The organism is Kitasatospora sp. GP30 (assembly GCF_029892145.1).
GTDB lineage: Bacteria > Actinomycetota > Actinomycetes > Streptomycetales > Streptomycetaceae > Kitasatospora > Kitasatospora acidiphila.
In genome coordinates, this window is the sequence record NZ_JARZAH010000066.1 from 1 (window position 1) to 21268 (window position 21268).

General features: G+C 72.6%; 21 protein-coding genes. 8 read left to right on the forward strand and 13 right to left on the reverse strand.

Going from position 1 to position 21268, the window contains the following annotated elements; all coding sequences use genetic code 11:
- Positions 1–116: 116 nt before the first annotated feature.
- The 6 genes from P3T35_RS39075 to P3T35_RS39100 form a co-directional block, all read right to left on the reverse strand.
- The gene (locus tag P3T35_RS39075) at positions 117–1007 is read right to left on the reverse strand and encodes an ABC transporter substrate-binding protein (protein ID WP_101383525.1); all 891 of its coding nucleotides are present in this window, start codon (positions 1005–1007) and stop codon (positions 117–119) included.
- A gap of 123 nt (positions 1008–1130) precedes the next feature.
- Positions 1131–1802 carry an ABC transporter permease subunit gene (locus P3T35_RS39080; RefSeq protein WP_101383526.1) on the reverse strand — a complete coding sequence of 224 codons (672 nt, stop codon included), beginning with the start codon at positions 1800–1802 and terminating at the stop codon, positions 1131–1133.
- Positions 1799–2467, reverse strand: coding sequence for an ABC transporter permease (locus P3T35_RS39085; RefSeq protein ID WP_101383527.1), 669 nt, complete (start codon positions 2465–2467; stop codon positions 1799–1801). Before P3T35_RS39085 ends, P3T35_RS39080 begins: the two co-directional genes overlap by 4 nt.
- On the reverse strand, positions 2457–3590 hold the full coding sequence (locus P3T35_RS39090; RefSeq protein WP_101383528.1) for an ATP-binding cassette domain-containing protein: 1134 nt from the start codon (positions 3588–3590) through the stop codon (positions 2457–2459). The genes P3T35_RS39085 and P3T35_RS39090 overlap by 11 nt, the downstream gene beginning before the upstream one ends.
- Before the next feature lie 161 nt (positions 3591–3751).
- Entirely contained in the window at positions 3752–4153 is a 402-nt protein-coding gene (locus P3T35_RS39095; RefSeq protein WP_101383529.1) for a rhodanese-like domain-containing protein, read from the reverse strand.
- A complete protein-coding gene (locus P3T35_RS39100) occupies positions 4147–4620 on the reverse strand; it encodes a cysteine dioxygenase family protein (protein ID WP_101383530.1) in 474 nt (157 codons plus the stop codon). Before P3T35_RS39100 ends, P3T35_RS39095 begins: the two co-directional genes overlap by 7 nt.
- Before the next feature lie 432 nt (positions 4621–5052).
- On the opposite strand from P3T35_RS39100, the gene P3T35_RS39105 reads away from it, so the two are divergent.
- Positions 5053–5352, forward strand: a complete 300-nt coding sequence (locus P3T35_RS39105; protein ID WP_101383531.1) for a hypothetical protein — start codon at positions 5053–5055, stop codon at positions 5350–5352.
- A 76-nt stretch (positions 5353–5428) separates the two neighbouring features.
- Here P3T35_RS39105 and P3T35_RS39110 read toward each other — a convergent pair whose 3' ends face one another.
- The 7 genes from P3T35_RS39110 to P3T35_RS39140 form a co-directional block, all read right to left on the reverse strand.
- Positions 5429–5596 carry a hypothetical protein gene (locus P3T35_RS39110; protein WP_180356723.1) on the reverse strand — a complete coding sequence of 56 codons (168 nt, stop codon included), beginning with the start codon at positions 5594–5596 and terminating at the stop codon, positions 5429–5431.
- Positions 5597–5628: 32 nt separating this feature from the next.
- The gene (locus tag P3T35_RS39115) at positions 5629–6024 is read right to left on the reverse strand and encodes a hypothetical protein (protein WP_101383533.1); all 396 of its coding nucleotides are present in this window, start codon (positions 6022–6024) and stop codon (positions 5629–5631) included.
- A gap of 116 nt (positions 6025–6140) precedes the next feature.
- Complete coding sequence (locus P3T35_RS39120) at positions 6141–7781, reverse strand: HAMP domain-containing sensor histidine kinase (RefSeq protein WP_280709659.1); 1641 nt, start codon at positions 7779–7781, stop codon at positions 6141–6143.
- Positions 7778–8470, reverse strand: a complete 693-nt coding sequence (locus P3T35_RS39125) for a response regulator transcription factor (protein ID WP_101383534.1) — start codon at positions 8468–8470, stop codon at positions 7778–7780. The genes P3T35_RS39120 and P3T35_RS39125 overlap by 4 nt, the downstream gene beginning before the upstream one ends.
- Positions 8471–8693: 223 nt before the next feature.
- Positions 8694–10679 carry a putative Ig domain-containing protein gene (locus P3T35_RS39130; RefSeq protein WP_180356724.1) on the reverse strand — a complete coding sequence of 662 codons (1986 nt, stop codon included), beginning with the start codon at positions 10677–10679 and terminating at the stop codon, positions 8694–8696.
- 343 nt (positions 10680–11022) lie between these two features.
- Entirely contained in the window at positions 11023–11616 is a 594-nt protein-coding gene (locus tag P3T35_RS39135; protein WP_101383535.1) for a TetR/AcrR family transcriptional regulator, read from the reverse strand.
- 63 nt (positions 11617–11679) lie between these two features.
- Positions 11680–12693, reverse strand: a complete 1014-nt coding sequence (locus P3T35_RS39140; protein WP_101383536.1) for an aldo/keto reductase — start codon at positions 12691–12693, stop codon at positions 11680–11682.
- 337 nt (positions 12694–13030) lie between these two features.
- Between P3T35_RS39140 and P3T35_RS39145 the strand changes: the two genes are divergently transcribed.
- From P3T35_RS39145 to paaE, 7 genes are all read left to right on the forward strand, one after another.
- Positions 13031–15460 carry an RICIN domain-containing protein gene (locus P3T35_RS39145; protein WP_101383537.1) on the forward strand — a complete coding sequence of 810 codons (2430 nt, stop codon included), beginning with the start codon at positions 13031–13033 and terminating at the stop codon, positions 15458–15460.
- A gap of 521 nt (positions 15461–15981) precedes the next feature.
- Positions 15982–17271: a M20 family metallopeptidase gene (locus P3T35_RS39150; RefSeq protein WP_218976734.1), complete on the forward strand. Its 1290-nt coding sequence runs from the start codon at positions 15982–15984 to the stop codon at positions 17269–17271.
- Positions 17272–17408: 137 nt separating this feature from the next.
- Entirely contained in the window at positions 17409–18377 is a 969-nt protein-coding gene (gene paaA / locus P3T35_RS39155; RefSeq protein WP_101383539.1) for a 1,2-phenylacetyl-CoA epoxidase subunit PaaA, read from the forward strand.
- Positions 18370–18657 carry a 1,2-phenylacetyl-CoA epoxidase subunit PaaB gene (gene paaB, locus P3T35_RS39160; protein ID WP_101383540.1) on the forward strand — a complete coding sequence of 96 codons (288 nt, stop codon included), beginning with the start codon at positions 18370–18372 and terminating at the stop codon, positions 18655–18657. Before paaA ends, paaB begins: the two co-directional genes overlap by 8 nt.
- 11 nt (positions 18658–18668) lie before the next feature.
- On the forward strand, positions 18669–19547 hold the full coding sequence (paaC, locus tag P3T35_RS39165) for a 1,2-phenylacetyl-CoA epoxidase subunit PaaC (protein ID WP_101383541.1): 879 nt from the start codon (positions 18669–18671) through the stop codon (positions 19545–19547).
- Complete coding sequence (paaD, locus tag P3T35_RS39170; protein ID WP_101383542.1) at positions 19541–20047, forward strand: 1,2-phenylacetyl-CoA epoxidase subunit PaaD; 507 nt, start codon at positions 19541–19543, stop codon at positions 20045–20047. Before paaC ends, paaD begins: the two co-directional genes overlap by 7 nt.
- Positions 20047–21117, forward strand: coding sequence for a 1,2-phenylacetyl-CoA epoxidase subunit PaaE (gene paaE / locus P3T35_RS39175; RefSeq protein WP_101383543.1), 1071 nt, complete (start codon positions 20047–20049; stop codon positions 21115–21117). The genes paaD and paaE overlap by 1 nt, the downstream gene beginning before the upstream one ends.
- Positions 21118–21268: the final 151 nt, after the last annotated feature.

Here is a 21268-nt window from a genome sequence, read left to right on the forward strand (position 1 = left end):
CTCGCCTTCAGCGCTTCGAAATCCACGATCCCCGCAACTCCCTGAACTCCAGGGTGTTGCGGGGATCGATAGAACCCGCCGATGCGGTGGGGGCGGCGCCGTTCGTGCTGCGGCTGTCAGCCCAGCCCGTTGCTCTTCACCCAGTCCTTGGCCACCGCCGACGGGTCGTCCTTGTCCACCGAGACCCGCTTCATCAGCGCGGTGAGCCCGGCCGTGTCCAGCTTCGCCGAGACGGCGTTCAGCACCCCGGTCTCGGTGTCGTTCACCTTGCTCTTGTTGACCAGCGGGGTCACGTTCTGGGCACCGAAGACGTTCTTCGGGTCGGTCAGCGCGACCAGCCCGAGCGAGACGATCCGCGGATCGGTGGTGAAGACGTCACCGACCTGCAGCGTGCCGTCCTTGATCGCATTGGCGGTGGTGTCCGCGGTCGGCTTCCACTCCTTGAAGTTCAGCCCGTAGACGTCCTTGAACTGCTGCTCCCGGCGGGACTTGAACTCCGGCTGGCCGCCTATGGTGAACTGCCCGGCGAGCGGGGCGAGATCGGCGATGGTCTTCAGGTTGTCCTTGTCGGCGGTCGCCTTGCTGACCGTCAACGAGTCCTTGTCCTCCGCGGGAGCCGAGTTGAGGATCTCCAACGAGCTCGGCAGCTCCTTGGCCAGCGCCGTGTTGACGTCGTCGGTGGTCGCGGCGGTCGACTTGGGATCCAGGTAGGCGAGCAGCGCGCCGTTGTACTCGGGCAGTATCGCCAGGCTCCCGTCCTTGATCTGGCCGTAGAGCACTTCGCGACTGCCGATGTTGAACTTCTCGTCCACCTTGATGCCCTTGGCCTGCAACGCCTGCGAGTAGATCGACGCGAGCAGGACGTTCTCGGGGAAGTTGGCGGAGCCGATGGTCACTCTGCTGGAACTGCCGGAACTGCCGAGCGGATTGCTCGACGAACTCGAGCAGGCGGTCAGCGCCAGTGCGGCGGCAGCGGCGACGGCGGCGACGGAGAGTGCACGCGACATCGGAAGGTCCTTTCGGGAGGCAAACGAAGAGAACGAACGGAGCGAGCAAACGGGGCGAGCAAACGGAGCGAGCAGACGAAGCGAGCGAACCCAGTGAACCGAGTGCACGAATGGAACGAACCGTCAGTCGCGCGCCCGCCGCAGCCCGGCGGGCAGCGCGTAGCGGATCAGCAGCGCGAACAGCAGCTGGGTGGCCACGGCCAGCAGCACCACCAGCAGCGCACCGCCGATGGTCTGCGCGTAGTCGCGAGTGGCCAGCCCGCCGACCACGTAGCTGCCCAGTCCGCCGAGGCCGACGTAGGACGCCACGGTGGCGGTGGCGATCACCTGCACGGCGGCGGTGCGCAGACCGGCCAGCAGTGTGGGCAGTGCCCAGGGGATGCAGACCTGCCAGAGCACCTGGCGGTGGGTCAGCCCGATGCCGCGCGCCGCGTCCCGCAGGTCGGGGTCGGTGGAGCGGACGCCTTCGCAGGCCGCCACCAGCAGTACCGGCGCCGCCAGTGCCACCAGCGGCACCAGCACGGCGGTGTCGCCGACCCCGGCGACCAGCACCGCGAGCGTCACCAGGCCCAGGGTCGGCAGTGCCCGGGCGGCCCCGCTCAGCGCCGTCACGAGTCCGGCGGCCTTCCCGGTGTAGCCGAGCAGCAGGCCCAGCGGTACGGCGAGCAGCACCGCCCAGCCCAGGGCCTCTCCGGAGTACAGCAGGTGTTCGCCGACCCGGTGGACTATCGAGTCGGGGCCGTGCCGCCGGTCCGGGTCGCTGAAGAACTGGGAGAGCCAGGAGAGGAGGTTCACCGTCCCACCACCGATTCGCGCCGCGCCCAGGGGGCCAGCAGCTCCCGGGCGAGCAGCAGCACCGCGTCGGTGACCAGTGCCAGGGCTGTGACCAGCACGATCCCGGCCACGATCGGGGTCGGGAAGGTGCGCTGGAAGCCGTCCATGAAGAGGTAGCCGAGCCCGCCGCGCCCGACCAGCGCACCTACGCTGGCCAGCGAGATGCTGGAGACGGCCGCCACCCGCAGTCCGGCCACCAGGTACGGCACGGCCGTCGGCAGCTCCACCGCCGCCAGCCGCCGCCACGGCCCGTACCCGAGCGCGGTGGCCGCCTGGCGCACCGGCTCGGGCACGGAGCGCAGCCCGTCCACCGTGGTGGGCAGCAGCACCGCGAGCGAGTAGCAGGTCAGCGGGATCATCACGGTCGCCTGGGTGGCCAGCCCGGTGTAGGGGATCAGCACCACGAAGACGGCCAGCGCGGGCAGCGCGTAGATCACGTTGAAGACGGCGGCCAGCGGCTGGTAGAGCCGCGGGAACCGGACGCAGAGCAGACCCAGCGGCAGCGCGATCAGCAGCCCGAACAGCACCGGGAGCAGCGAGATCACCGCATGGTCGAGCAGCAGGCCGCGCAGATAGCCGAGGTGGGTGCCGACCCAGTGCCAGCGGACCAGGGGCTCACCGTCCATCGGCCACCCCCGTGGCCGTTATCCCGGCGGCGGTGGCGTCCGGGCCGGCTGCGTCCAGGGCGGTGGCGTCTGGGCCGGCCGCGTCCAGGGCAGTGGCGTCCGGGCCGGCTGCGTCCAGGGCCTCCAGCACGGCGGCGCGCAGGGCCACCCCGATCACCCGGCCGGCCTGGTCGACGGCGACCGCGACCCGGGCCGGCGAGAGCACGGCGCTGTCCAGGGCGGTGCGCAGGGTGTCCGCGCCGGGTCGGAAGACGGCGACCTGACGGATCGTTTCCGCTGGCCCCTGCCAGCCGGTCGGCCGTCCTTCCGGATCCACCGTCAGGGTCCAGCCGTCCAGGGGGGTGTCCGCGGCCAGCAGCGCGATGCCCTCCGCCGGGCGCAGCGCCAGCCCGCGCAACCCCCGGTCGCGGCCGAGGAAGGCCGCCACCTGCTCGTCGGCGGGCGCGGCGAGCAGCGTGGCCGGGTCGGCCACCTGGGCGATCCGGCCGTGCTCGCGCAGCACCACGATCTGGTCGCCGAGCCGCACCGCCTCCTCGATGTCATGCGTGACGAAGAGCACCGTCTTGTTCAACTCGGCCTGCAGCCGCAGCAACTCCTCCTGCAGGCCGGAGCGCACCACCGGGTCGACGGCGCTGAACGGCTCGTCCATCAGCAGCAGCGGCGGGTCGGCGGCCAGCGCCCGCGCCACGCCGACCCGCTGCTGCTGGCCGCCGGAGAGCTGGAACGGGTAGCGTCGGGCGGTCTCCGGGGCCAGGCCGACCAGCTCCAGCAGCTCCATCGCGCGGGTCCGGGCCCGCTTGCGGTCCCAGCCCAGCAGGTAGGGAACGGTGGCGATGTTGTCCACCACCCGCCGGTGCGGGAACAGCCCGGCCTGCTGGATCACGTAGCCGATGCCGCGGCGCAGCTTGGCCGCGTCCAGTTGGGCGACGTCCGTCCCATCCAGCAGCACCCGGCCCGCGGTTGGCTCGACCATCCGGTTGACCATCCGCAGGATGGTGGTCTTGCCGCAGCCGGACGGGCCCACCAGGACGGTCGTCTGGCCGGCGGGCACGGTGAGGTCGAGCCCCTCGACGGCGAGGGTGCCGTCCGGGTGGCGTTTGGCAGCGCCGTCGAATCTGATCACGTGACAGTTCCTGGCCGGGGTGCCGGGGGCACCGGTGTGCGTACTGCGTGCTGTTGCGCTGTCAGGGCGGACATCAGTGCTGCCTGCCCGTGTCAGGACCAAGGGAAACCCTCGACGGCGATTGGTGACGCATCTGACACGCCGAGGGACCTGCGGGATCGTCAGATTCCGAGTGGCCCGGGCCCCGGTTCGGTGGGCAGGCCGGCCGCCGCCCAGGCCTGGAACCCGCCATCCAGGTCGGTAGCCCGATGCAGGCCGAGCTCCCGCAGGGTGGCCGCCGCCAGGCTGGACGCCCAGCCCTCGGAGCAGACCAGCACCACCTCGACGTCATAGCCGGTGGCCTGCGCGATCCGGTGGCTGCCGGCCGGATCCAACCGCCACTCCAGCACATTGCGCTCGATCACCAGGGCGCCCGGGATCTGGCCCTCCAGGGCCCGCTGCTGCACCGGGCGGATGTCCACCAGCAGCGCGCCGGCCTGCTGCGTGGCGTGCGCCTGCTGCGGATCGGGGCGGTGAACGCCCGCTCGGGCGCGCGCCACCAGGTCTTCGACGGTCGTCACCATTGCTCAGGTCCTTCCACTGCGGTTGTGTGCAGGCCGTCGGCCCGCAGTTCGTAACGGGTCATGCCGGTCAACGGCGGCGAGTAGGCGTGCAGGGTGACCGCCGGGCCGTTGGCGGTGTTGCGCACGTCGTGCAGGTAGTCGGGACCGAACGCGCGGACCGCGCCGGCCGGCAGCCGACGGGTGTGCAGCGCGCCGTCCGGGGCGCCGAGCGACAGCTCCTCCAACTCGCCCAGCGCCACGGCGAACGCGCCGCGCGCCCCGCCGTGGTCGTGGAACCCGGTGGACTGGCCGGGCAGCCAGCTGATCAGCCACACCTCGTGATCCTCGGTCAGCGTCAGCCGCTGGTACCAGCGTTCCCCGGTGGCCAGCCGGACCAAGTGGATCCACTCGGCCGGGCGGTCGGCCAGCTCGGTGACGAGGCCGCGCAGGGCGGCGGGGGAGAGGTGCGTGGTGAGCTCGGTAGTCATGGGCGTCCTCGGCGGGAGGGAGTCAGGCGGTGAGCGGGCAGGTGGCGGCACACGCGAACGGCGCTGGGATCAGCGGGTGCGACACGGCACGAGCGGACGTGACACGGCACGAGAGGGCGGCGAACAGTGCACCCGGCGTTCGGCGATCACTAGCGTTCAGCGGGAACCGGCGTTCAGCGGGAACCGGCGTTCAGCGGTGCAGCGCTACCGGGCGGTGCGCGGGAAAGGCAGGCTCAGCTGCTCAGCGAGCACACATGTCGCTCGCCTGGCGTCGCAGATCGACGTGCAGGCGGCAGACGAGGACGGTGCCGTGCTCCATGCCCGAGATAGTGGTTGATCGCCCACCGGGTCGTCAAGCCGAACATGCCGGTGAGCAGGACCACGTCCGGTAGCGTTGCGGCCGGCTGAAGACATCAACATACCGGGGGAGCCATGGACATCGACGCCGGAGTCATCGAAGCCGTCACCGCTGCGGCCCGGGCGGCCGGAAACTGGGAGCGGCTGAAGGCGCTGCTCGACGCCGAGGCCGACCCGGCCGATGAGCAGCAGGTCGGCGTGCTCATCGCCACCCTGCTCCAGCGCGGGGCACAGGACCCGGCACTCGCTGAGGAGCTCAACCGCTGGGCGCAGGAGGTCAAGCAGGGCATGGCGGTCAACGTGGTCGGCGGCAACGCGACGTTCAACGGGCCAGTGATCCAACTCCCGTCCATCGACGGCTCCATCAACTTCTGACAGGTCGTCGGCTGACAAAAGGGCTCCCTGGCTCAAGGGTTGAGCCAGGGAGCCGATGGTGTGTCAGTCGGTGTGTTCAGTTGTTCTGCGCGGCATCCGATTCGGCAGCGGCGGCCGCACTCTCGGCCGCGTCCACCTTCTGCTGCATGCCGCCCAGTTGGGGATCGCCGGACTGTGAAACGGTCGGTGGCGCGCTGGCGCTGCCGGACGAGCCGCCGCAAGCGCTCAGGGTCAGTGCGGCCACCAGTGCGACCGCGGCCGCCGCAACCGCCCGCCTCACTTGGAGGCGCCCAGGCCCTGGCCGCTGCACCAAGTGGCCACCGCGGTCAGGTCGTTCTGGCGGGTGGTCAGCGTCGGCAGCAGGCTCTTGCGGTACGTCAGACGGTCGTTGAGGTAGGTGTAGACGGCGGTGTGGCCGGCCTTCTGGGCATCGTCGACCCGCTGCTCCAGGCGCGCGATCGAGCCGTTCTCGGTCGCCGGGCCGCGCAGGCGGTCCAGGGCGCGCTGGATCCGCTGCTCGGTCTGCGGCAGGCGCTTGCAGATGCCCTTGGCGCCGTCGTTCTTCGGGGCGGTGGCAGTGGTCGCGGCCTGGGCCGGGGCGGCAGCGGCGAGCAGGGTGCCGCCGAGGGCGAGGGCACCGATGGCCGCGCCGGCCTTGCGGTAGGAGAGCATGGCAGAACCTCCGGACGTGGGGTGCTCGGGCGGCGGTCCGCCCGACTGACCCGCACGGTAGAGAGCCTCTTTGTGGATTCCTTGTGAGTCGCGACATAGGTGAGTCGCGGCATGCGTCACGGGATGGCCGGCCCGGAGGCGCTGATCCACTCCCGGCGGGCCGGCAGCGGCGGCGTCGGCGCGTCCGGCCGCACCAGTGGCAGCCGCACCTCGAACCGGCAGCCGCGCCCGCCGGGCGGTGTGTCGACGGTGACCGTGCCCCGGTGCAGCGCCACCTGCTGCGCCACCAGGGTCAGACCGAGCCCGGAGCCCGGACTGCCCGCCCGGCGGTGGAACCGGTCGAAGACGGCGGCCCGCTCGGCCACCGGCACGCCGGGCCCGTCGTCGTCCACGGTCAGCACCACCTGCGCGCCCACCCGGCGCAGCCCGACGGTGACCCGGGCGGGCTCGCCGGGCCGGTGGCCGTGCACAGCGGCATTGACCAGCAGGTTGTCGCAGACGATCCGCAGCCCCGCCTCCCAGCCGAAGACCCGCAGCTCACCGCCGTCCCCGAACCCGCTGCCGCCCGCCAGCCCACCGCTTGCCGAGCCGCCGCCCGCGAACCCGCCGTCGCCTGCCGACCCGCTGCCGCTCGCCAGCTCACTGCTTGCCGAGCCGCCGCCCGCCGACCCACCGCTGCCCGTGAACCCGCCGTCGCCCGCACCCGCACCCGCGCCCCCGTCCTCCGTAACCGAGGGCGCCGCGGTGACCACGGCCGCCGGGTGCCGCCGTCGCAGCTCGGCCACCGCCGCGGACAGCGGCTCCGCCAGCTCCACCGGCCCGAACGCCTCGTCCTCGACCAGGTCGCCACGGGCCAGCGTGCGCAGCGCGGTGAGCAGGTCGAGCAGCCGCCGGTGGTCGTCGTGCAGGTCGGCCAGGATCTCGGCGCGCTCCTCGGCGGGCAGGTCGGGGTGGCCGGCCAGCACGTCCAGGTTGGTCTGCAGCCCCATCAGCGGGGTGCGCAGCTCATGGGAGGCGGCGGCGGAGAACGACCGTGCGGTCTCCAGCGCCTGGGCGGTGCGCGCGGCCTGCTGGTCGTAGCGGGCCAGCGCGCTCTCCAGGGCCGCGGCCAGCTCGTCCACCTCGCCGATCCCGCTGCGCCGGTGCGCGAAGCCGGCCGCACCGGCCGCCGGATCCAGCGCGGCGGCCTGTCGGCCGAGCCGGCTGAGCGGTGCGGTGGCGCGGCGGGCCAGGCCGAAGGCGAGCAGGCCGGAGAGCGGCGCGGCCAGCACCGCGACCAGGATGATCCGCCCGCGCACCGCGTTCACCTGCCCGTCCGCCGCCGAGGCGGGCGCCGCCACCCACAGCGTGCCCGAGTTGGCGCCGGCCAGCGGGCGGGCCAGCACCCGCCAGCTGCGCCCGTCGGAGCGCACCGTCGCCGGCTTGCCGGCGGTGTCGGCGGCGGGCAGCGCGGTCGGCATCGGCCCGCCGCTGGAGACCGGCTGGCCCCCGGCGTCCACCACCAGGACGCCGACGTCCAGGGCGGCTTCCAGCAGCAGCCGGTGCTGGTTCTGCGCCGCCTGGCTGCGGCCCTGGCGGTCGGCGGTGAGCAGGGCCCGGGCGTTGGGCAGCACCGCCTGGGCCCGCTCCTGCAGCTTGGTGTCCTGCTCGGCCCGCAGGTCGTGGGTGACCAGGCCGAGCAGCAGCGCGCCGGCTCCCAGTACCAGCACCGGCAGCAGCAGTGCGGACCAGAGCGCGATCCGGGTGGCGAGCCTCATCGGGTGCCGTCCGCCGGTATCCGCAGCACGAACCCGACCCCGCGCACCGTGTGGATCAGCCGGTCACGGCCGCCCTGCTCCAACTTGCGCCGTAGATAGCTGATGAAGGTGTCGACCGCGTCGGTGCGCACCTCGAAGTCGTAGCCCCAGACCCGGTCCAGCAGCTGGTCGCGGGTGAGCACCAGGCCGGCGTTGCGGGCGAGTTGCTCCAGCAGCTCGAACTCGCGGCGGGTCAGGTGCAGTTGGACGCCGTCCAGGTGGACTTCGCGGGTGCCCGGGTCGAGGGTCAGCGGTCCGGTCCGCAGCACCCCGCTGCCGGCGGGCGGTCGGCGCCGCAGCAGCGCGTGCAGGCGCAGCACCAACTCCTCCAGGGCGAACGGCTTGACCAGGTAGTCGTCGGCGCCGGCCTGCAACCCGGCTACCCGGTCGGCCAGTTCGTCCAGCGCCGAGAGCATCAGCACCGGGAGGTCGCAGTCCTGCTCGCGCAGCCGCCGGCAGACCTCGGTGCCGCTCAGGTCGGGCATCGAGACGTCCAGCACCAGCACGTCCGGCGGCGCGGCGGCGATCGACTCCAGGGCGGCCCGGCCGCCCGCCGCCGAGCGCACCGCGAAACCGCTGAGCCGCAGCCCGCGTTCCAGCGAGCGGCGGATCGTGGCGTCGTCGTCCACCACCAGCACCGATCCGGCCATGGGTCCCTCCGTCCCTCTGCGGGACCACACGGTGACATGCCCGGATGAGAGTTCTCTCAGCAACGCTCGAAGCAACGCGCCGAGCAACGCACGAAGCAGCACGGGAAGCAGCACGCGAAGCAACGCGCAGAGCAGCACGCGAAGCAGCCCGCGAAGCAACGCCCCGAGCAACGCCCAAGGGGGCCGTGGCACGTGGCCACGGCCCCCTCGAAACGGCGCTGGATCAGGAGGCGTTGAGCGCGGTGTCGTCGATCACGAAGCTGGTCTGCAGCGAGGCGTCCTCGGTGCCGGTGAACTTCAGCGTCACGCTCTGGCCGGCGAAGGACGAGAGGTTGAAGGTCTTCTGCACGTAGCCGGTGTTGGCGTTGACGTTGGAGTAGGTGGCCAGGTTGGTGGAGTTGGCCTGGACCGTCAGCTTGTCGTAGGCGGTGCTGCCGGTCTCGGCGGTGTCGATGTGCAGCCAGAAGCTGAAGCTGGCGTTCTTGCAGCCGGCCGGGATGGTGACGGTCTGCGAGAGGGTGTCGGTGTGGGTGGTGCCGTAGCCGTCCAGCCAGGCCTTCCAGGAGCCGCTGTGGGCCGGCTCGCTGCTGGAGTTGTCGATCACGCCGGAGGAGGCGGTCCACGGCGACGCGGTGCCGGTCTCGAAGCCCGGGTTGCCGAGCAGCTGGCCGCCGCCGGTGCAGGTGCCGCCGGAGCCGGTGACGGTCCAGGTGAACGAGGCGCTGCCGGTGGCACCGGTGGCGTCCTTGGCGGTGACCGTGACGTTGTAGGTGCCGGCGGTGGTGGCGGTGCCGCTGATCAGCCCGGAGGAGCTGATGGACAGGCCGGTGGGCAGGCCGCTGGCCGAGTAGGTCAGGGTCTGGCCGGAGGCGGAGTCGCTCGCGCTGACCTGCAGGCCGGCCGAGCCGCCGACGGCGGTGGACTGGCTGCCCGGGTTGGTCACGGTGACGGTGTTGCCACCGGTGCTGCCGCCCGCGGTGAAGGCGGCGGTGCCGTTCGGGGTGCCGAGGCCGGTCGGGCCGTCGTAGCCGGGGCCGGCGGTGCACAGGTAGGACGGCGAGCAGGTGCCGTTGCTGCCGCTGGTCACGTCGTTGAGCGCGCTGGTGTGCGCGTACGGGTACTTGGCGGGGTAGTCACCGGAGCCCGGGGTGCCGGCGTCGGCGTAGACGGAGGCGATGATCGGGGACGAGGCGCTGGTGCCGCCGTAGACGTTCCAGCCCGAGCCGCCGTAGGTCTGGTAGACGGCCACGCCGGTGGCCGGGTCGGCGACCGCGGAGACGTCGGAGATGGTGCGCTTGGAGCAGCCGCTGTCGGTCTGCCAGCTCGGCTTGGGGTCATAGGCCGAGCAGCCGGAGCCGGTGCCCTCGGTGGAGCTGGTGGACCACACCGACTCGCTCCAGCCACGGGCGCTGGAGTTCCGGGTGAGCGCGGTGCCGCCGACCGAGGTGACGTACTGCGAGGCGGCCGGGTATTCCGCGCCGTAGGCCGAGTCGCCGGCCGAGACGGTGATCGCCACGCCCGGGTGGTTGAAGTACTGGCTGTCCGAGCTGGTGTCGGTCGAGTCCTCGGAGCCGCCGTAGCTGTTGGAGACGAACTTGGCGCCCTGGGCGACGGCCTGGTTGACGGCGCTGCCGAGGTCGCTCATGTTCGCCGAGGTGGCCTCGACCAGGAGGATGTGGGCGCCGGGGGCGACGGCGGAGACCATGTCGAGGTCGAGCGAGATCTCGCCGGCCCAGCCGCTGTCGGCGGTCGGGTAGCTGGTGCCGCCGTTCTGGTCGATCTTCTTGAAGCAGCCGTTGGCGGTGGTGCAGGCGGGCAGGCCGTACTGCGAGCGGTAGGCGGCCAGGTCGGACTCGGCGTTCGGGTCGTCCATGGCGTCGACGATCGCGACGGTCTGGCCGGCGCCGCCGTTGCTCGACAGCTTGTAGGCGCTCTGCAGGTCGCTGGGGCCGTAGCCGGACGGGGTGGCGTTCGGCGCCAGGGTGTGCGGCTGGACCAGGTCGGTCCTGGCCAGCGCCAGGCAGGCCATCTGCCCGGGGTGGGTCGGGGTGGCACAGGCCCGCTTGACGGCGACGTGGCTGTTCGCCGGGGCGGTGGCGCTGGCGGCCTGGGCGGTGGGGGCGATCAGGCCGAAGACGCCGAGCGCGGCGGCCGGCAGTAACGCCGTCAGGGCACGCAGACCTGACCGGCTGGGGGAGTGAGTGCGCAAGGTGAACCCTCCGTGGGGGTCGTCGAGTGGCTCGTTGGCCGCGCACGGGTGCAGAGTGCCGTGCGGGCATGGGGAGTTCGCGCGCTGGTCGGTGGGGGCGGGGCGTGGCCGCTTCCCGGTGGGGATGCTGTCATGGACGTGACAGGAAGCGGCCGACAAAAAGCCCCGCATCGGCCCGGAGGGGGTGGGCCGACGCGGGGTCGAGGTTAGGGTGCCCGAAGTTGTGGCGGCAAGGTGGCTGGGGGATCCGTTATCTGCCCGAAATCCTCAACTTGGCTGATCAGTGGGGGTTTTCACGGATCGTCGGTGATCGCCCGACGGGTGTGCTGCGTGCGGTCCGGCGCTACCGACGGACCGTCAGGCCTGCCTTGAGCAGCGCCCAGACTGCCTCGAAGTCGGCCTCCGCGCGAGCCGCGTCGGCCCACTCGGCGGCGTGCGCCGGGTCGTGGAAGTGCGCCGTCGCCTGGAGCACCGCGCGCGCCGTGGCCGGCACCGCCGTGGCGGCGAACTCGCCCTGTCGCACGCCGTCTTCGAGGATCCGCGCGAGCTGTCCGACGAGGGTGTCCAGATGGGCGGCGACCGTGTCGCTGTGCTCGTCCACCAGGACCAGGTAGGTGGCGAACAGCTCCGGGTCGTCCAGGGCCTTCTTCCGCTTGGCGGCGAACAGCGTGGCGAGGAACCGGTGCATCCGCTCGGCGGCCGGACCGGTCTCGGCGGTGACGGCCTGCAGGCGGTCGTGCGCCTGGTCCAGCCAGCGCTGGGTGACCGCCTCGCGCAGCGCCGCCTTGCTCGGGAAGTGCCGGTAGACGCTGCCGTGACTGACACCCAGCGCCCGGGCGATGTCCACCACGGTCGCCTTGGCCGGGCCGAACCGCCGCAGCACGTCCTCCGCCGCGCTCAGGATCTGCTCGGAGGTGAGGGCACTGTCGGTGGTCACGGGGTCGGTACGTCCTTCGCTGCGTTCGGCCGGGCGGCGACGACCCACGTGCGGCGGGTGCGCTCAGTAGCTGCGCCGCTCGCTGTCCAGATGGGCCATCTGTGCGGCAGCGTACCTGTCGCCGGCGGCGGCGTCGGCCGGTACCGCCGCCTCGATGGCCGCCAGGTCGGCCTGGTCCAGTCGAACATCCAGCGCGCCCAGCGCCTCGTCGAGCCGCTCCCGGCGGCGGGTGCCGACCAGCGGGACGATGTCCTCGCCCTGCGCGGCCACCCAGGCGATCGCCACCTGGGCGGTGCTGGCGCCCTTGGCCTCGGCGATCCGGCGCAGCTGCTCCACCAGGGCCAGGTTGTGCGCCAGGTTCTCGCCCTGGAACCGGGGGCTGGAGCCGCGGAAGTCGCCGCCCTGCAGCTCCCGGTCGGCCGTCCAGTGGCCGCTGAGCAGGCCGCGGGAGAGCACCCCGTAGGCCGTGATGCCGATGCCCAGCTCCCGGGCGGTGGGCAGCACCTCGGCCTCCAGACTCCGGGAGATCAGCGAGTACTCGATCTGCAGGTCGCTGATCGGGTGCACGGCGGCGGCCCGGCGCAGCGTGTCGGCGCCGACCTCGGAGAGGCCGATGTGGCGCACGTAGCCCGCCTGCACCAGCTCGGCGATGGCGCCGACGGTCTCCTCGATCGGCACCTTCGGGTCGAGCCGGGCCGGGCGGTAGACGTCGACGTGGTCGGTGCGCAGGCGGCGCAGCGTGTAGGCGAGGGCGGTCTTGGTGGCGGCGGGGCCGGCGTCGACGCCGAGCCAGGCGCCGTCCGGGCCGCGCTGGGCGCCGAACTTCACGCTGATCAGGACCGACTCGCGATCCCGGCCGCGCAGCGCCTCGTGGATCAGCAGCTCGTTGTGGCCCATGCCGTAGAAGTCGCCGGTGTCGATCAGGGTGATGCCCGCGTCGAGGGCGACGTTGACGGTGGCGATGCTCTCGGCCTCGTCGGCCGGGCCGTAGAGGTCGGACATGCCCATCGCGCCCAGGCCGAGCGCGGAGGTGAGCGGGCCGGTGCGGCCCAGGCGGCGGGTGGGGATGGCGGTCATGAAGGGCTCCAGGGACTGGGAAGACGTTCTCGGCGTCTACGACTATGGCATGAGCGATGACAGATTTCAATATCTGTCACTCGATCGGCCCTGAGATCGCTCGCGAGGTCACTCGTGCGGCGGCCCGTGGGGTCACTCGTGCGGCGGCCCGTGCGGCCATTCGCCAGGCCGTCGCTAGGCCATTCGCCAAGGTCACTCCCATGGCGGCTGGCCAACTCGCCCTCCTGCGCGCCCCCTTGACGAGTCATCAGCCCATTTCTACCGTTTGCTTCTGCTCGGTTCCGTTTGTTTTGCCATCCCACTCGCGCATAACCCACCAATGGGAGGCCTGCGCCTGATGCGAACCGCTCCCCGCGCCCTGCTCGCCCTGCTCTCGCTCTGCCTGGCGCTGCTCACCGCGCCCACGGCGGCCACCGCCGCACCCCGCATCCCCGGCACCGCCGTCACCGTCGACGGCAACTCGCCCGGCCGTACCTTCGACGGGGTCGGCGCGATCAGCGGCGGCGGCGGCAACTCCCGGCTGCTGCTCGACTACCCCGAGCCGCAGCGCAGCCAGATCCTCGACTACCTCTTCAAGCCGGGCTACGGCGCCGCGCTGCAGATCCTCAAGGTCGAGATCGGCGGCGACACCAACTCCACCGACGGGGCCGAGGCCTCCATCGAGCACAGCCGGGGCAGCATCGACTGCGCCTCCGGCTACGAGTGGTGGCTGATGGCGCAGGCCAAGGCCCGCAACCCCGGCATCAAGCTCTACGGCCTCTCCTGGGGTGCGCCCGGCTGGATCGGCAACGGCAGCTTCTGGTCCCAGGACATGGTCGACTACCTCACGACCTGGCTGGGCTGCGCCAAGCAGCACGGCCTGACCATCGACTACCTGGGTGGCTGGAACGAGCGGAACTACAACGCCTCCTGGTACGAGAACCTGCACAGCACCCTGGCCGCCCGCGGCTTCACCCGCACCAAGGTGGTCGGCGCCGACTCCTTCAGCTGGGACGTGGCCACCGCCATGCAGAACGATCCCGCGCTCAAGTCGGCCATCGACATCGTCGGCAGCCACTACCCGTGCGGCTACACGTCCACGATGACCAACTGCGCCACCAGCCCCGACGCCCTGGCCACCGGCAAGCGGCTGTGGGCCAGCGAGAACGGCTCCGAGGACGCCGACACCGGCGCCGCCCCGATCGCCCGCGGCATCAACCGCGGCTACCTGGACGGCAAGATGACCGCCTTCATCAACTGGCCGGTGGTCGCCGCCCTCTACCCCAACCTCGGCTTCAACTCGATGGGCCTGGTGACGGCCAACGAGCCGTGGTCCGGCGCCTACACGGTCGGCCGGTCCACCTGGGCGATCGCCCAGACCACCCAGTTCACCGCCCCCGGCTGGCAGTACCTGGACACCGCCTCCGGCTACCTGGCCGGCGACCGCGCCAACGGCAGCTACGTCAGCTACGCGTCCCCCGACCGCTCAGCCTGGAGCACCGTCTTCGAGACCATGGACGCCGGCGCCGCCCAGACCGTCACCCTGGACACGGCCGGCGGACTCCCCGGTGGCACCCTGCACGTCTGGTCCAGCGACTTCTCCGACCCGACCGCCGCCGGGCGCCTGGTCCGCAGCCCGGACCTGACCGCGGTCGACGGCAGCTACCAACTCACCTTGCAGCCAGGGCGCATGTACACCGTGACCACCACCACGGGCCAGGGCGCCGGCACTGCGACCGGCCCGCAGCGCGCCCCGCTGTCGCTGCCCTACCGCGACAGCCTGGCCGGCACCGGAACCGGCAAGGAGGCCCGGTACTTCAGCGCGATGAACGGCGCCTTCCAGACCGCCCCGTGCGCCGGCGGCCGGTCCGGCAACTGCCTGCGCCAGCAGGCCCCGACCACCCCGATCCGCTGGACCGACGAGTCGGCCGACCAGCCCTACACCATCATGGGCGACACCAGCTGGAGCGACTACACGGTCGGCGTGGACGCGCTGCTCCAGCAGTCCGGCACCGTCGACCTGCTCGGCCGGGTCGGCACCCAGGGCCGCAACAACAACGGCCTCGACGCCTACCGCCTGCGGGTCGGCGACGACGGCGCCTGGAGCATCCTGAAGACCGACACCAGTTGGAACTTCACCACGCTGGCCGCCGGCACCGTCCAGGCGCTCGGCCTGAACACCTGGCACCACCTGTCGCTGGACTTCCAGGGCAGCACCATCACCGCCCGGCTGGACGGCACCACCCTGGCCACCGTCAGCGACGGCGACTACCGCGCCGGGCAGATCGGCCTGGGCACCGGCGGCTACTACCCCGCCCAGTTCAGCCGCCTCACCATCACGGGGCACCCCACCGCCCCGCTGGACGGCGTCTACCAACTGGTGAACGCCAACAGCGGCCAGCTGCTGGACGCCCAGGACCAGGGCACCAGCGACGGCACTCCGGTCATCCAGTGGGCCGCCAACGGCGGTGCCAACCAGCAGTGGCGGCTGACCGGCACCGGCGACGGCTACTACATCCTGACCGGGGTGGCCAGCGGCAAGGTGCTGGACGTCCCGGGTGGCACCAGCCTGCCGGGCACCCAACTCCAGCTCTGGACGCCCAATGGCGGGACCGGCCAGCAGTGGCAGGTGGTTCCGGCCGACTCGGGCCACTACACGCTGCGGGCACGTTCGGACGGCGACCTGGTGGACGTCCAGGGCGCCTCGCTCTCCCTCGGCGCGCAGGCCATCCAGTGGCCCGCCAACGGTGGCGCCAACCAGGGTTGGCAACTGCAGAAGGTGGAGTGACGCTCCGGGCCTGACGGGCTGTCGGGTCCGAGCCGGCTCCGCACGCGGCCGCGGTACGGGTGTTCCGTACCGCGGCCGCGCCGTGTGCTGCCCGGGGTGCGTTCGACTGTCACCCATCCGGCATGGATGGGCGGTCCGTTGGCGCTTCGTCGGGCCGAAGCGGGCCGCGAGGTCCATCGTGGAGGAGTGGGCGTGATCAGGTGCTCACCGGCCGGATTCGGGGTCGGCCGACCGGTTGCCGCACGCCGCGGCACGGGACGGCGCGGGCCGTGGCGTCCGTGCGCCGGGCAGGGGCACCTCGCCTGGGACCAGTGCGTTCTTCTAGGCTCGCTTCGGCTTCCCCGGCCACGGTGACAACCCGCGCCGCCGCCTGGAGGCGCTGCCCACGGGGGTCCCGGTCGAGCCGGGGCCGCCGGATCGAGCGAGGAGGACGCAATGTCGACCAGCCGTTCCACCACACCACGCACGGCGCTGCCGCGTATCGGTTCGCCGAGTACGCGCGGCTGTCGCGGAGGTGCCCGGTGAGCGCCAACACCGCCAGCCAGCTGCCCGGCCCGCAGGCGCTGACCGGGGACACCCCGGCGACGCCCGCCGCGCCCGCGGAGCCGGGCGGTGACCCACTCCCCAGGGCCGAGGCACTACCCGGCCTGCCGGGCACCCTCACCGCAAGGGCCCGCACCCTGACCGGCGCGGTCCGCCGCCGCCTCACCACGCTGGCCGAGATCGAGTCACCGAGCGGGGATGCCGAGCGACTCAACCAGCTGGCCGAGGAGCTCGCGACCGGCTACCGGGCCACCGGCGCCACCGTCCGCCGTGAGCCGGGGCCGGCCGGCGACCACCTGCTGCTGGAGTGGCCGGGCCAGCACGAGGACCTGCCGCACCTGCTGTTCGTCGGCCACCACGACACCGTCTGGCCGGCCGGCACCCTGGCCGACTGGCCGGTGCAGGAGCACGACGGCCTGCTGAGCGGGCCCGGCGTGCTCGACATGAAGGCCGGACTGGCCCTGCTGGAGGGCGCCTTCGCGCTGCTCGGCGACCTCGGGATGCGCCCGCACCGCTCGGTGCGGATGGTGATCACCGCGGACGAGGAGGTCGGCAGCCCGGACGGCCGACGGGTGGTGGAGCGGCAGCTGCGGGGCGCCGCCGCCGTCCTGGGCCTGGAGCCGCCCCACGACGACGGCAGCCTGAAGACCGCGCGCCGGGGCTCCACCCGGGTGCGGCTGATGGTCACCGGGCACGAGGCGCACGCCGGCAACCACGCCGAGGACGGCACCTCGGCCGTCGACGAGCTGGTCGACCAGTTGGTCGAGATCCGCGACCAGCTGGGCCACCAGCCGGGCACCGAACTGAACACCGGCCGGATCCGTGGGGGGACCCGGGCGAACGTGGTGGCCGGCCAGGCGGAGGCCGAGCTCGGGCTGCGCTTCTCGACGCCGGAGGCGCAGGCCAGCACGCTGGACACGCTGGCCCACCTGACGGCGCACCGCAGCGGTGCCCTGGTCACCACCGAGGTGCTCTCCAGCCGTCCGGCCTGGCCGGAGCGGCACGAGGACAACCCGTTGCTGCAGCACGTGCGGCGGCTGGCCGCGACCTTCGGCCAGCAGCTGGACGGCGCCCCGGCGGGCGGGGCCGGCGACACCAACCTGGCGGGCGCCCGGGGCCTGCCCACCCTGGACGGCCTCGGCGCGGTGGGCGCCGGTGCGCACGCCAGGGACGAGCGGATCAGGCTCGACCAGTTGGCCCCGCGGCTCGCGCTGCTGGCGGGCCTGCTCGCGGCGCCGCTGCCCGGGCTGGCGGGCCGGCGCAGATAGCCGCTGCGAGTCACCAGCAGGAACGAATGGGGGCGGGCGCACAGCCCGCCCCCGTTTCGTCTCCGATTGTCCTTGTCATCGGTACGTGGTTCGCTACAGAATGGAACCGACCGAATGGTCAGTCGGGAGGAGTGGTGATGGTACCGGTGCAGACAGAAGTGCCCGCGGAGGCGCCTGAGCTCGCCGAGCGCTTCGAGGCGGTGGTTGCCGCGGAGCAGCGGATCGAGCCGCGCGACTGGATGCCCGAGGCCTACCGGGCCACCCTGATCCGGCAGATCGCCCAGCACGCGCACTCCGAGATCATCGGCATGCAGCCCGAGGGCAACTGGCTCACCCGGGCCCCCTCGCTGCGCCGCAAGGCGATCCTGCTCGCCAAGGCCCAGGACGAGGCCGGCCACGGGCTCTACCTCTACGCCGCCGCCGAGACGCTTGGCGTGGACCGCGGAGACCTGACCGAGCGCTTGATCAGCGGCCGCCAGAAGTACTCCTCGATCTTCAACTACCCCACGCTGAACTACGCCGACGTCGGCGTGATCGGCTGGCTGGTGGACGGCGCGGCGATCTGCAACCAGGTCCCGCTCTGCCGCTGCAGCTACGGTCCGTACGCGCGGGCCATGGTGCGGATCTGCAAGGAGGAGTCCTTCCACCAGCGCCAGGGCTACGAGCTGCTGATGACCCTGATGCGCGGCACCGAGGCCCAGCGCCGGATGGTGCAGGACGCGGTGGACCGCTGGTGGTGGCCGTCGCTGATGATGTTCGGCCCCTCCGACGGCGACTCGCCCAACACCGCCCGGTCGATGGCCTGGCGGATCAAGCGGCACACCAACGACGAGCTGCGCCAGCGGTTCGTCGACATGACCGTGCCGCAGGCCGAGCACCTGGGCGTCACCCTGCCCGACCCCGAGCTGCGCTGGAACGAGGAGCGCGGCGGCTGGGACTTCGGCGAGCCCGACTGGACCGAGCTCCAGCAGGTGATCAAGGGCAACGGGCCCTGCAACGAGCAGCGGGTCTCGGTCCGCAAGGCCGCCCACGAGAACGGCGCCTGGGTCCGCGAGGCCGCCGCCGAGTACGCGCGCAAGCAGAAGGAACGGGAGCACGATGTCTGACACGTCCTGGCCGCTCTACGAGGTGTTCGTGCGCCCCCGGCGCGGCCTCAACCACGTGCACGTCGGCTCGCTGCACGCACCCGACGACCGCAAGGCGCTGCTGGCCGCCCGCGACCTCTACACCCGGCGCAACGAGGGCGTCAGCCTCTGGGTGGTGCCCTCCAACGCCATCACCGCCTCCACCCCGGACGAGCGCGACCCGTTCTTCGAGCCCAGCGGTGACAAGGTCTACCGCCACCCGACCTTCTACGACATCCCCGAGGATGTCCCGCACATCTGACAGGGACCGACATGACGGACGATCACGTCTACCTGACCCTCGCCCAGGGCGACCACGAGGCCGAGGCCCGCTGGGCGTACGGCACCGGTTTCACCGATCCGCTGCTCGGCGTCGACACCTCGCTGGCACCGGATGTCGACGGAGCCGACCTCTCGCGCTACTGCCTGATGCTCGGTGACGACGCCCTGGTGCTCGCCCAGCGGCTGATCGAGTGGTGCACCCACGCCCCCGAGCTGGAGGAGGAGGTGGCCCTGGCCAATCTCGGCCTCGACCTGCTCGGCCAGGCCCGGATGCTGCTCACCCGGGCCGGCCAGGCCGACGGCAGCGGCCGCACCGAGGACGACTTCGCCTACTGGCGCGGCGACCACGAGTTCCGCAACGTCCGCCTGGTGGAGGTCGAGAACGGCGACTTCGCCCACTCGATCGCCCGCCTGCTGCTCTTCGCCACCGCCCGGCTCGCCCTCTACACCGAACTCGCCGAGCAGGCCCCCGACGAGGTGCTGCGCGCCGTAGCCGCCCGCGGCGCCAAGGAACTCGCCTACCACCAGGAGTACGCCGCCGGCTGGCTGCTGCGGCTCGGCGACGGCACCGCGTACTCCGCGCAGCGGATGCAGGCCGGGCTGGACGCCATTTGGCCGCTGCTCGACGAGTTGTTCACGGCGCACGAGGCGGAGCTGCGGCTCGGGCTGGACCCGGCCCGGCTGCGCGAGCCGGTGCTCGCCGAGCTGACCGCGCTGATCGAGCAGGCCACCCTGACCGTGCCGCAGGCCCCGCCGCTGGCCCGGGTCGGGGGGCGGGCCGGCCGCGAGGGCGTGCACACCGAGGCGCTGGGCCTGCTGCTGGCCGAGCTGCAGGTGGTGGCCCGCGAACACCCGGGGGCGACATGGTGACCGCGCTGCCCGTGCGGGACGCCGCCGAGATCGCCGGTGCGGTGCCCGACCCCGAGCTGCCGATGCTCACCCTGGCCGAGCTGGGCGTGCTCGCCGGGGTCGAGCAGGAGGGCACCGCGGTGACGGTCTGGCTGACCCCGACCTACTCCGGCTGCCCGGCGATCGCCGAGATGGCCGCCGATGTGGCGCACCGGTTGCGCGCCGCCGGGTTCACCGGGGCCGACGTCCGGCTGCGGCTGGACCCGCCGTGGAGCACCGACATGATCAGCGAGGCCGGTCGGGCCAAGCTGGCCGCGGCCGGGATCGCGCCGCCCGGAGCGACGGGGTCGGCCGGGCCGCGCGGGCTGCTCCAGCTGGGGCCCACCCGCCGCCTGGTGCACTGCCCGCACTGCGACTCGTCCGACACCGAGGAGCTGTCCCGGTTCGGTTCCACCGCCTGCAAGGCGCTCTGGCGCTGCCGGGCCTGCCGGGAACCGTTCGAACGTATGAAGGAGATCTGATGGCGACCCGCCGCGCGCAGTTCCACCCCCTGCGGATCGCCGCCCTGGAGCGCCTCTGCGACGACGCGGTGGCCGTCACCTTCGAGGTGCCCCAGGAGCTGGCCGAGGACTACGCGTTCCTGGCCGGGCAGTCGCTGACCCTGCGCCAGCTGGTCGACGGGGCGGACGAACGGCGCTCGTACTCGATCTGCTCGCCGGTCGGCGGGCCGCTGCGGATCGGGGTGCGCGAGGTGCCGGGCGGGCTCTTCTCCGGGCAGCTGGTGCACAAGGCAGTTGTCGGCGACGTGCTCGAAGTGCTGCCGCCCAGTGGGCTGTTCACCGCGGACCTGTCGGTGCCGGCCCACCACGTGCTGATCGCGGCCGGCTCCGGGATCACCCCGATGCTCTCCATCGCCTCGACCGTACTGGCCGCCCACCCCGAGTCGACCGTCACCCTGCTCTACGGCAACCGGCGCAGCGACACGGTGATGTTCGCCGACGAGCTCGCCGACCTCAAGGACCGCTACCTGGACCGGTTCGAGCTGCTCCACGTGCTCTCCCGGGAGGCGCGGGACGCCGAACTGCTCAGCGGGCGGCTGGACACCGAGCGGGTGCGGGCGCTGCTCACCGCACTGGTCGAGGTCGAGGCGGTCGGCCACTGGTGGCTCTGCGGGCCGTTCGGCATGGTCGCCGAAGTCCGCACGCTGCTCGCCGAGTCGGGCGTGCCCGCCACGGCGGTGCACCAGGAGCTGTTCCACGCCGAGGACGAGCCGGTCGCCCTGCGGCCGGTCGAGGAGGCGGTGGCGGAGGGCGAGACCAGCGAGGTCACCGTGGTGCTGGACGGCCGGCGCAGCGTGCTGCGGCTGCCGCGCGACCGCTCGGTGCTGGACGGTGCCCAGCACTCCCGCCCCGACCTGCCGTTCGCCTGCAAGGGCGGGGTCTGCGGCACCTGCCGCGCCCTGGTCACCGACGGCGAGGTGGAGATGCGGCGCAACTTCGCCCTGGAGGAGAAGGAGTTGGCGGCCGGCTATGTGCTGACCTGCCAGGCCCGCCCGGTCTCGGACCAGGTGACGGTGGACTACGACGCCTGATCAGAACGCGAGTTGCGGCGAACGGGGAGAGCTGGGGGGGGGGGGGGGGGCGCCCCCCCCCCCCCCCCCCCCCCGCGCGCGGGGGGGGGGGGGGGTGGGGGGCCCCGCGGGGGGGGGGGGCGGGTGTGGGTGGTAGAGGAACTGAGAGGGT